This is a genomic window from Rahnella bruchi, assembly GCF_003614975.1.
Lineage (GTDB): Bacteria > Pseudomonadota > Gammaproteobacteria > Enterobacterales > Enterobacteriaceae > Rahnella > Rahnella bruchi.
In genome coordinates this window covers 99826-111265 of the sequence record NZ_QZWI01000003.1, presented here as the reverse complement: position 1 = coordinate 111265, position 11440 = coordinate 99826, and the positions used below count along the sequence as shown (strand labels likewise).

The following is an 11440-nucleotide window of genomic DNA, read 5'->3' as shown; positions in this document are numbered from 1 at the left end:
CGCCAGAAAACAAAAGGCCTTCACCGTAGTGAAGGCCTTTTTTCATACTGAGTTCACAACAGGAAATCAGTTTGCCAGGAAACGTTTCTCATCGGTCAGCACCTGAAGCAGTAAACCCAGCTCCGGTTTCTGATCTTTAATCCGTTTGCCCTCGGTATCAAAGGCACGGTAATCGCCGTCGCTTTCCAGTTCCAGCGTCTCCTCTGGTGTAGTGATGATCAGCGTTCCGTCATCGCTGGTTGTCACCCAGTTATGGCGGCGCTTGGCAGCAAACAAATCTTCACCCTGCGAATAATCCGCCGGTGATGTCGTGACATGCAACAGACGCTGCATCAGCGTAGTCATCACATCCGCATGATCAGTCAGCTTATTGATATTCTGCGCAGGCGTGCCAGGCCAGTGAATAATCAGCGGAACCTGCAACTGGCGGCGGTTCATCGCATTGCCTGAACCCCAGGTGCCGTTCTCGTTAAATTCGATGCCGTGAGACGCGGTGATCACCACCACGGTTTTATCCAGCTCACCGCGGTCTTTCAACGATTGCAGGATAGCCTGAATCTGATCATCAACGCTTTGAGCGCCCGCCTGATAGCGGTGAACAAAAGTGTTGCCTGTCGGTACGCTGTCACCGTTCTGACGCAATGACGTGCTGATCCCGTTCAGACTGACATACGAGAACCACGGGCCATTACCACGCACGTTCAGCCACTGTTGCCACTGATTCACCGTCTGCTCATCGGACTGCTTAACCGGTGGCGGCAGGGTGAAATCGGTCAGCAACGCCTGACGATACAGCGGGCTGTTAAAGCCGTCAGAGGCAAACAGGCCAAATTCATATCCCTGTTGTTCCAGTGACGTGACCAGTGCAGAAGGTTTACGTGCCGCCAGAATGCCCTGCATATAGCTTGGCGAAATCCCGTAGAACAGACCGAACTGGCCGGTATCATTACGGTTGCCGGAGCTGAAATGCTGGTCAAAACGAATGTTATGTTTGGCGAAATCGCTCAGCGCGGGCATCTCTTTATCCAGCGTGGCGGTATGAACCCCATCCATCACGATCATCAGCAAATTATACTTCGAACCGGTTTTCGCAAAGCTGATGGAATTGAGCGGGTATTCCACCGCCAGCGCTTCCGGATTACCTTGTTCGATCAGGCGTTTCTGGTATTCCTCGGCATTCAGCAGGCCATGTTTCTCAAGGAATTTACGTGCCGTCATCGGATATGAGAGCGGAAGATTCGCGCGCTGCATGGTGATAGGACGATAGAAATTAGCATCCGCCCAGATATACATCAGGTGTGATGCAAAGAAACTGACGATGAACAGCACGACAACCGGCTTAGCGAAATTACGGCGATTCAGGCTGCGCAGTTTCTGCCATGCCCAGGTGCCAAACAGCATTTCCAGCAGGAAAATGACCGGTACAGCGATGAACATCAGCTGCCAGTCGCGCGCCATTTCGCCCTGTCCGGGGTTAACCACCAGTTCCCATACCACCGGATTGATATGCAGATGGAAACGGGTAAAGACCTCGGTATCGACCAGCAGCAGCGTCAGTCCTGCGGTTGCCAGAATAGCTGACAAGAAACGCAGCAGCCGTTGCGACATCACCACAAAGGTCAGCGGGAAGATAATCAGCAAATATGCGGAAAATCCGATAAAGCTGAAATGCCCAAGCCAGCTAACCAGCGCGTAAATACGCCCCTGCAATGAAGAGGGCCAGTCAGAAACAAACAGATAGCGGCTGCCCAGCCCAAGAATGAGCAGGATATTAAACAGGGCGAACCAGTGCCCCCAGCTGATCATCTGGGATACTTTTTCGCGATAGCGCTGACTATTTGTCACCATGAGAGGTATTGGGCAGTTTGTGAATTAATGGGCTTTATCTTCTCTTATCGACGCTTGCAACGCTTTAGCAAAAGACTGGGACAAGGCTTTGCGTTGTGCAGGAGCGACGCTGGTATTAATAAGGTTAGTCACCATGTTGCCCAGAACCATCAAAGAAAGGTCTGTCGGGGCGCGGTGCTTTTCGAGAACGGTCGCCAGCTCGGAAAGGAGCTGTTCAACGTGTTCATCACTGTAACGGGATGATTGTGCCATAGAGTATTGTGCTTCTTGATCTGACAAAGTCCAATATCTTAGCTGATCACAGACCTACTTTCCGCATTTTTATAACTGAGTTCATGTTGGAAGAGTGATCGCATCTATTAATCCTTGTTTCAGCTTTCGTTGCGGTTGCGGCTTTGACGCTTCGGTGTTTGAATACGCCCCGCAGGCAAACCCTTCTTACACGGCTGCAATTCTTACAGGAGAAAGTCCCCATGAGTCTGGATATTGAGCAGATTGCTCTGCACCAGTTGAACAAACGTGACGAGCAAACGCTGGATGTTGTGTTGCGCGATACGCTTCTGACGCCGAATGCGGCCGTTGATGAAATGATGGCTGAGCTGCACCGCGTCTACAGTGCCAAAAGCAAAGCGTATGGTCTGTTCAATGAAGACAGCGAGCTGGCTGTGACGTTGCGCAGTTGCCGTAAAGGGGACGACGATTTTCTGTCATTCAGCCGCGCTGCCACTGGCCGCCTGCGTAATGAACTGGCGAAATACCCGTTTGCGGAAGGCGGTGTGGTGCTGTTTTGTCATTACCGTTTTCTGGCAGTCGAATATTTACTGGTGGCGGTACTTAACAGCCGCAGCAGTATGCGTGTCAACGAGCAGCTTGATGTCAGCAGCATTCATTATCTCGATATCAATCACGCTGATATCGTGGCGCGTATCGATCTGACCGAATGGGAAACCAATCCCGAATCCACCCGCTATCTGACCTTCCTGAAAGGTCGGGTAGGGCGCAAAGTCTCTGACTTCTTTATGGATTTCCTCGGCGCATCCGAAGGTCTGGATACCAAAGCGCAGAACCGGGGCCTGTTGCAGGCGGTTGATGATTTCTGTACCGAAGCGCAGCTCGATAAAAACGAGCGCCAAAATTACCGTCAGCAGGTTTATACCTACTGCAACGAGCAGTTGCAGGCGGGCGAAGAAATCGCGCTGGATGATTTGTCCGAAGAACTGCCGCCGTGGAATGACAAGAAATTTAAAGAATTCACGCAAGAGCAGGGCTATCAGCTGGAAGAAACCTTCCCGGCAGACCGCAGCACCTTGCGTCAGCTGACCAAATTCGCCGGCAGCGGCGGCGGGCTGAGCATTAACTTTGATGCCATGCTGATGGGCGAGCGTATTTTCTGGGATCCGGCCACTGATACCCTGACCATCAAAGGCACGCCACCGAATTTGCGGGATCAGTTACAGCGCAAAGCAGGCAATAAATAACGGCTCCCTCCCCCTTCGCAGGGGGAGGAGCAACTCAGAATAGCGCCCAATAAAAAACACCGCCTGGGCGGTGTTTTTTATTTGTTCTCGCACGGCGTCCCGATGCGCAACAACTCAGTCAGCGATTAAACGCGAACGAAGTCGATGTGAGCCAGTTTTGGCTTGAACGGGTGACGCTGTACAGCCTGAACTTTAACTTTGGTTTCTTTACCGTCGATAACCAGAGTCATTGCTTCAGAGTAGAACTCCGCTTTAGCTTCCAGGTTCTTTACAGAATCGTGGTCCAGTTTGATAGAAACCGGATCAGCTGAGCCACCGTAAACGATAGCTGGGAATTTGTTGGCTATACGCAGGCGGCGGCTCGCACCTTTGCCCTGCTCGTCCTGTGGACGTACTTCTACATTGATAGTGATCATTGTATGTTTCTCGATTAGAACTACTTCTAAAATGTGCCCCGCCACCTGCGACCGAGTGACGAGTTGAGTATTACAGCTTTCACACAAGGCGAAAGCGGGCGGTATGATACCGGAGCAGGGTAGCAGCAGCAATACAAATCGCCGGTTTTCTCACCCGCGCAGCTCATTTGCCCGGCGGTACCGGCCCTCGTAATCGAACATTTTTTCGCGTACCTGCCAGAACTGGCCTTTCATGCGCGCCACCACAAAATCCGGATGACGCAGTAAAACCTGCTGCGCGACGATGTCCGCGGCAGTATTCCATTCCAGTGCTACACCCGGTGCGCGCTGATGCGGGCGCAGGAAGTTATGCAGAAACGCCATGCGCTGGGCGGGGGTCGTCAGGCGAAAACGCTCGGAAACGTCAGCGCCGTCCTCATCGTAATAGGTGATTTTCAGCCATTCGCCTTTATCATCGCGTCCGTTTTCCAGATTCATACCACTGCAGCGCAGTACCAGCGCATCTTTCAGACGTAACGCGGCTTTGAGCATATTGTCGGGATCAACCAGAATTTCCTGGCACTGATGGCAGCGCCGTGCGGCGATATCGTTCTCAGCGCCGCAGTGCGGGCAGCTTTTGAAACGGAAACGGAAATCGCATTGCTCGCGTTCGCCGTCGTCATCTTCCAGCACCCCCTGACAGCGGCGACCAAAATGCTCAATGATTGTGCCGTCTTCGGTAGTTTTCCCCCAGAAGATATTGGCGAAACCACAGGCGGGGCAGAAAACCTGCACCGGTTTGTTATCGCCAGCAGGTTTATGACTGCCAACTTCCGGCGTGAACAGGTCGTGCGGATTGCCAGCATAATCGAGGATCAGACAATCGGTTTTGCCCGGTGCGAGTCGCAGCCCGCGTCCGACAATCTGCTGATACAGGCTGACGGATTCGGTCGGTCTCAGGATGGCGATCAAGTCCACATGCGGCGCATCGAAACCGGTTGTCAGCACCGACACGTTCACAAGATAGCGTAATTGCTGCGCTTTAAACGCCGTGATCAGCCTGTCACGTTCGACGGCGTGCGTTTGTGCGCTGATCAGCGCCGCTTCGCCTTCCGGCAGCAGACCAAAAATTTCACCCGCGTGTTCCACCGTTGAGGCGAAAATCATGACGCCTTTTCGATCCTGCGCGAACTCAATAATCTGGCTGATGATATGCGGGGTGATGCGCTTTTGCTGACGCAGTTCGTCGTTCAGATCCGCTTCACTGAACAGCCCGTTGCTGTTGGCCTGCAACCGGCTGAAATCGTAGCTGACCACCGGCATATCGAGCCGCTCGGGTGGCACCAGAAAGCCATTTTTAATCATGTAGCGCAGCGGCAGTTCATAAATGCAGTCGCGAAACAGGCTTTTCGCATCGCCGCGCACAATGCCCTGATGGTGATACTGATAAATCCAGCCCTTGCCTAAACGGTAGGGCGTGGCGGTCAGCCCAAGCAGGCGCAGACGCGGATTTTGTGCCTTAAGGTGGCCGATAATCTGCTGATACTGGCTGTTGTCATCGTCGGAAATCCGGTGGCATTCATCGACAATCAGCAGGGAAAACTCCCCGCTAAATTCTGCCAGATTAGGCGCAACGGACTGCACGCTGCCAAACACTACTTTGCCGCTGCTTTGTTTCAGATTCAGCCCGGCAGCGAAAATATCCGCCTCCAGCCCGTAAGAAAGGTATTTGCTGTGGTTTTGCGCCACCAGTTCTTTGACGTGCGCCAGAACCAGAACGCGCCCGCGCGCCACTCTTGCCAGCTCGGCAATCACCAGACTTTTTCCGGCACCGGTCGGCAGCACGATCACAGCCGGTTCGTCATGCTGGCGGAAATGACGCAGCGTGGCATCCACGGCGTCCTGCTGATAGGGGCGAAGCGTAAAAGCGGTCACGGCACCATTCACCTGTAGTTTTACTGTTGATAAAGACAGTAGTGAAGTATGCCAAGAAATCAGACCTATGGCGATGAGCAAAAAAATCACCTGCCGTGAATGTGTAGCCTGCTTATTTTCCTTCTTCCTGACCGGTTGCGCGGCTATACTATTCCTCTCAACGCGGCAGCCAGTCTGCCTCCTCTAAGTAATAATAACTCTTTGCAATTATTACGAACCGAACAACCCTGAACCCTGTCAGTTGCGTATCGCGACGGCGGGGTCTTGTGTTTTATCAGTAACGCGATCACTCAGATCGCCATGAAGGCAAGTCTACTCAATGCGTCTGGACAAGTTTCTCTCTCAGCAATTAGGCGTAAGCCGCGCGCTGGTTTTGCGCGAACTGCGTAACAAGCGTGTCACCGTGGACGGTGAAATCGTCAAAACCGGCGCGATGAAAATCAGCCCTGAGCAGCGTGTCGAATTCGACGGCAACGTGCTTAACCAGATCACCGGCCCGCGTTATTTCATGCTCAACAAACCGCAGGGTTATGTGTGCTCTACCGACGATCCCGATCATCCGACCGTGCTGTATTTTCTCGAAGAACCTGTGGCCTACAAGCTGCACGCCGCAGGGCGTCTGGACATCGACACGACCGGTCTGGTGCTGATGACCGACGACGGCCAGTGGTCGCACCGCATCACTTCACCACGCCATCAGTGTGAAAAAACCTATCTGGTGACGCTCGAGCATCCGCTGGCTGACGATACTGCCGCCCAGTTTGAAGCAGGTGTTCAGCTGCATAACGAAGATTCCCTGACTAAGCCTGCGCAACTCGAAAAAATCGAAGATTGTCTGGTGCGTCTGACCATTAGCGAAGGCCGTTATCATCAGGTGAAACGTATGTTTGCCGCCGTGGGTAACCGCGTGGTGGGCCTGCATCGTGAACGTATCGGCGAAATTGTGATGGATGAAGATTTAGAACCGGGTCAGTACCGGCCTTTAACTGAGCAGGAAATTGCCAGCGTTGGCGTTCCCTCGCAATAGTTTTTCCTCTAACTGGAGCAGCTGAAAGTGCAAGAAAAACCGGTATCCCACATCGGACTGATTTTCATCCTGGGATTGATATCGATGCTGATGCCTCTGGCCATCGATATGTATCTGCCAAGTATGCCCGTGATCGCGCAGGAATATGGTGTTCCGGCGGGCAGCGTGCAAATGACGCTCAGCGCCTATGTGTTGGGTTTTGCGATAGGGCAGTTGTTTTACGGCCCGATGGCGGACAGCCTCGGGCGTAAGCCGGTTATTTTCTGGGGCGTGCTGATCTTTGCCGTCGCCGCCGGTGCCTGTGCGCTGGCGCAATCGGTTGAGCAGCTGGTCTGGATGCGTTTCCTGCACGGTCTGGCTGCTGCTGCCGCCAGTGTGGTTATCAATGCGCTGATGCGCGATATGTTCACCAAAGACGAGTTCTCGCGAATGATGTCTTTTGTGGTGCTGGTGATGACGGTCGCGCCGCTGCTGGCCCCGATGCTCGGTGGTCTGCTGATGGCGATTTTTAGCTGGCACGCGATTTTCTGGGCGATGGCGATTGCAGCACTGATCGCCGCCACGCTGGTGGGTGTGTATATCAAAGAGACGCTGCCCAAAGAACGACGGCAGAAGTTTCATTTGCGTACCAGTATCGGCAACTTTGCATCCCTGTTCCGGCATAAGCGCGTGCTGAGTTATATGCTGGCGAGTGGTTTTTCATTCGCAGGCATGTTCTCGTTCCTCAGCGCCGGTCCGTTTGTGTATATCGAACTCAATGGCGTTTCGCCGCAGCACTTCGGCTTTTACTTTGCGCTGAACATTGTGGCGCTGGTGATCCTCACGCTCATCAACAGCCGTAATGTGCGCCGCGTGGGCGCAGTGAAGATGTTCCGCTTCGGGCTGTTTGTGCAGCTGACGATGGGCATGTGGCTGGTGATCGTCTGCACCTTTGGGTTGCCGTTCTGGGCGATGGTGATTGGCGTGGCGGGATATGTCGGCGTGATTGCGATGGTGACATCTAACGCGATGGCGGTGATTATGGACGACTTCCCGCACATGGCCGGTACTGCGGCTTCACTGGCCGGGACGATTCGTTTCGGCACCGGTGCGGCGATTGGTTCTGTGCTTTCACTGTTTACCGCGAAAAGCGCCTGGCCGATGGTAGGTTCAATGGCGTTTTGCATTCTGGCTGCGACGCTGCTGTATCTGTATGCCAGCCGTCCGGCGAAAGTCGCTGTGGAAACCGCATAACTCAGACGGCTCCCTCCCCCGCGAAGGGGAGGGAGTTCAGGTTACACTATCTCCGCTTTCACTCCCTGAACCCGACGCGCGGCTTTGGCGCGGGCATAGTTGTCGGCCATCGCTTTGGCTTTTGCGCCCGGCACCAGCGCCATATCGCACTCTTTCGGCAGTAATGTGGTGACCGCTGCGGCAATCAGTAATGACGCCACCAGTGCATAAATCGCGGTGCTCTGACCGTACAAGCTGACCAGTACGCCGACCAGATAAGGCCCGCAGAACCCCCCCAGATTCCCCAGACCGTTAATCACGCCGCGTGCGCTGCCTGCGACTTCCGGCGTGGTGACTTTGCCCGGAATAGTCCAGAAGGCGCTGGTGGCGGCTTGCAGGAAGAAACCGGCACCGACCAGGAAACCATACGCCGCCATGATGTTATGACCGAATGCCACGGACGCTGCCAGACAGGCTGCGAAACCACACAGCGGCAGGGCGATGAACATACGGCGTTTACCGGTTTTATCAGACAATACGGACATCGCCAGGATCCCCAACATGGTGCCGACGTAAGGGATAATTGCCAGCATACCGACCGAACTCATGTCGCCGCCGGTCAGATTTTTCAGGATGGTTGGCAGCCACAGGGTGTAGCCGTAAATCCCGGTCTGATAGAAAAAGTTAATGATGATCAGTTTGACGATAGACTTGTTACGGAACACCTCTTTCAGCGGCGCGTTACTTACCGGTGCCAGAGCTTTCAGCGCTTCGCGTTCACGGTTCAGTTCTGTTACCAGATAGTCGCGTTCACGCGCTGACAGCCATTTAGCCTCTTCCGGACGGTCGCTGATGGTGAACCACCAGAACAGCATCACCACAAAAGATAATGCCCCTTCGATGATGAACAACCAGCGCCAGTCCAGCGTATCCAGAATCAGACCTGACAACGGCGCAGTGATCATCCCGCCAAGCGGCGCAAACATCAGTACGTAAGCATTGGCGCGGCCGCGTTCTTTATCCGGGAACCAGTTACTGACCATGGTCAGTACCACCGGCAGCATCCCGCCTTCTGCCACACCCAGCGCAAAGCGCAGGAACAGCAGCTGATACTGGTTGGTGATAAAACCGGTCAGAATGGAGATGATTGCCCAGGCCACCAGCGAGCAGGCGATAAATTTCCGTCCGCTGCCGTGGACCGCCAGACTGCCGCCCGGAACCTGCAGGAATAAATATCCGATAAAGAATATACCGGCGGCCAGACCGGCCATTGAAGCGGTAATACCTAATTCGGCATCCATTCCGCCGGGCATGGCGAAACTAATATTAACCCTGTCCATGAAAGAAATAATGCAGGCGATAAGTATTGGCGTTATTACGCGGAGCCAACGGGCCTTAGGAATCTTATTATCCATATTCTTTCCTCTGTGTGCTTGTAACCGGTGATGGCTTAATAAAAGCATTTTGAGGAAAGTATTTCGTGACAGGAGTCACGTTGAATTATGTTAAGAAAAGGTGTTACCACATACGTGATCCTGCACCCGTGTTCGCGTGCAGGATGGAAAGGCGATATTGATACAGAAAGGAGAATTAGATCGTGCCGCCGAGGGAAATCCGGTAATGCAGATCCACACGTTCAATCGTCGGCAGGTTCCTGATTTTTTTGAGCAATATTTCCGCCACTACCTTGCCCATTTCAAAGCGCGGCGTGATCACGCTGGCCAGTAATGGGTTGGTTGCCAGCCCGATATCTAATCCGTGGAAGCCTGAAATCGCCATATCCTGCGGAACACGAATGCCCAGTTTGATACATTCCTGTAACACACCCACCGCAATATCGTCATTGGTGCATAAAATAGCGTTTGTTTGCGGATATAGCTGACGCGCCATTGCCAGCATACCGGCACCGATTGAAACTGATGAGACTTTATTTGGGGTGATATGTACCGGCGTCAGGCCGCGTTCATTCATGGCGCGGCTGTAACCCTGATAACGTTTCTGGTCACGCGCATCTGACATCGAACCGAAATACACCACATGCTCTTTGCCACTGGCGAGCAGGGTGTTGGCCATATCGTAACCGGCCTGCTGATTATCAAAACCGACCGCGATGCGCCCGTGCGGATTATCGAGATCCATCACCTGTGCGACGGGAATTTCAGCCGCATTCAGGTACTTATCGGCTTTCAGCGTGTGTACAGAATCAGTGAGTATCAGCCCTGCCAGCTGATAGCCGAGCAGATTGATAATATGTTCTTCCTCGCGCTCTTTGCTGTAATCGTAATTGACCACCAGTGTCTGAAAGCCCTGCGCGGAAGTGACTGACTCAATACCTGCCAGTAAATCGGAGAAAATCTGGTTGTTGAAAGAAGGGACCAAAATGCCGATACGCGGCGCTTTGGCGGGTCCGCGGGCTTCTTCCAGCGGATATCCGACCTCTTCCATCACCTTCGTAATGCGTTCGCGGGTTTCAGGAGACACCTTTTCCGGCGTGCGCAGAAAACGGCTCACCGTCATCTTCGTGACGTCCGCCAGTTGGGCGATATCCTGTAGTGTCACGCGCTGGTTTCTCATGCGAAATGTTCCTGGTTGGGCCTGCAAAGATACCTTGTTATTGAAACAGAAAGCGCCGGAAATTGTTATCAAAATGATGAGGATCACAGCGGGAGTAACAGGGTTATTTAACATCCCGCGAGGTGATCTGTATCACGGTTTAGCACGAGGTAAACCGGTGTAGTGAAGCTAACTTTTTTAATAAGCATTCAATAAGGCCAACGTCATGACAAATCTCTTTTCACTGGATAATAAAAAGATTCTGATTACCGGCTCGACGCGCGGTCTGGGTTTCCTGCTGGCGAAAGGGCTGGCGCAGCATGGCGCAGAAATTATCGTTAACGGCACGCAACCGGAGTCCACGCAAAAAGCGGCAGAAGCCCTGCGTGCGGAAGGTTTTATCGCCCATGCGGTGTCATTTGATGTCACCAGCAGTCAGGCGGTGAATCAGGCGATTGATCACATTGAAAGCACCATCGGGCCGATTGATGTGCTGGTAAACAACGCCGGTATTCAGCGCCGTCACAAGTTTACGGAATTCCCGGAAAAAGACTGGGATGACGTGATTGCCGTCAATCAGAAATCTGTGTTTCTGGTTTCTCAGGCGGTGGCGCGTTACATGATCCCGCGTGAACGCGGCAAAATCATCAATATCGGGTCGATGCAAAGTGAGCTGGGCCGCGACACTATCACACCTTACGCGGCTTCAAAGGGCGCGGTAAAAATGCTGACCCGCGGCATGTGTGTCGAGCTGGCGCGCTACAATATTCAGGTAAACGGCATTGCGCCGGGTTATTTCAAAACCGATATGACACAGGCGCTGGTGGACAATAAAGAGTTCTCCGAATGGCTCTGCAAACGCACACCGGCCGCACGCTGGGGCAATCCGGAAGAGCTGGTTGGCGGCGCAGTGTATCTGTCATCCAAAGCCTCAGATTTCGTGAATGGCCACCTGTTATTCATTGATGGCGGCATGCTCGCCGCAGTATAGG

General features: G+C 53.3%; 10 protein-coding genes. 4 read left to right on the top strand and 6 right to left on the bottom strand.

Features of this window, described 5'->3' with window-relative positions:
* Positions 1–66 precede the first annotated feature (66 nt).
* Both yejM and D5398_RS07755 read right to left on the bottom strand, forming a co-directional pair.
* Positions 67–1848 carry an LPS biosynthesis-modulating metalloenzyme YejM gene (gene yejM, locus D5398_RS07760; protein ID WP_120507094.1) on the bottom strand — a complete coding sequence of 594 codons (1782 nt, stop codon included), beginning with the start codon at positions 1846–1848 and terminating at the stop codon, positions 67–69.
* Between the two features lie 24 nt (positions 1849–1872).
* Positions 1873–2100: a YejL family protein gene (locus tag D5398_RS07755; RefSeq protein ID WP_015696497.1), complete on the bottom strand. Its 228-nt coding sequence runs from the start codon at positions 2098–2100 to the stop codon at positions 1873–1875.
* A gap of 221 nt (positions 2101–2321) precedes the next feature.
* On the opposite strand from D5398_RS07755, the gene yejK reads away from it, so the two are divergent.
* Entirely contained in the window at positions 2322–3326 is a 1005-nt protein-coding gene (gene yejK / locus D5398_RS07750; RefSeq protein ID WP_120507093.1) for a nucleoid-associated protein YejK, read from the top strand.
* Positions 3327–3451: 125 nt separating this feature from the next.
* Here the strand turns inward: yejK and rplY are convergent, their stop codons facing one another.
* Entirely contained in the window at positions 3452–3742 is a 291-nt protein-coding gene (gene rplY, locus D5398_RS07745) for a 50S ribosomal protein L25 (protein ID WP_120507092.1), read from the bottom strand.
* A gap of 150 nt (positions 3743–3892) precedes the next feature.
* Entirely contained in the window at positions 3893–5656 is a 1764-nt protein-coding gene (gene radD / locus D5398_RS07740; RefSeq protein ID WP_120507435.1) for a DNA repair helicase RadD, read from the bottom strand.
* A 319-nt stretch (positions 5657–5975) separates the two neighbouring features.
* Between radD and rsuA the strand changes: the two genes are divergently transcribed.
* Both rsuA and D5398_RS07730 read left to right on the top strand, forming a co-directional pair.
* Entirely contained in the window at positions 5976–6683 is a 708-nt protein-coding gene (gene rsuA, locus D5398_RS07735; protein ID WP_120507091.1) for a 16S rRNA pseudouridine(516) synthase RsuA, read from the top strand.
* Between the two features lie 27 nt (positions 6684–6710).
* Positions 6711–7916, top strand: a complete 1206-nt coding sequence (locus tag D5398_RS07730; protein WP_120507090.1) for a Bcr/CflA family multidrug efflux MFS transporter — start codon at positions 6711–6713, stop codon at positions 7914–7916.
* Positions 7917–7957: 41 nt separating this feature from the next.
* Here D5398_RS07730 and D5398_RS07725 read toward each other — a convergent pair whose 3' ends face one another.
* Positions 7958–9310: an MFS transporter gene (locus D5398_RS07725; RefSeq protein WP_120507089.1), complete on the bottom strand. Its 1353-nt coding sequence runs from the start codon at positions 9308–9310 to the stop codon at positions 7958–7960.
* Between the two features lie 175 nt (positions 9311–9485).
* Positions 9486–10469, bottom strand: coding sequence for a LacI family DNA-binding transcriptional regulator (locus D5398_RS07720; protein ID WP_120507088.1), 984 nt, complete (start codon positions 10467–10469; stop codon positions 9486–9488).
* A 205-nt stretch (positions 10470–10674) separates the two neighbouring features.
* Between D5398_RS07720 and idnO the strand changes: the two genes are divergently transcribed.
* Entirely contained in the window at positions 10675–11439 is a 765-nt protein-coding gene (gene idnO / locus D5398_RS07715) for a gluconate 5-dehydrogenase (RefSeq protein ID WP_120507087.1), read from the top strand.
* Position 11440: the final 1 nt, after the last annotated feature.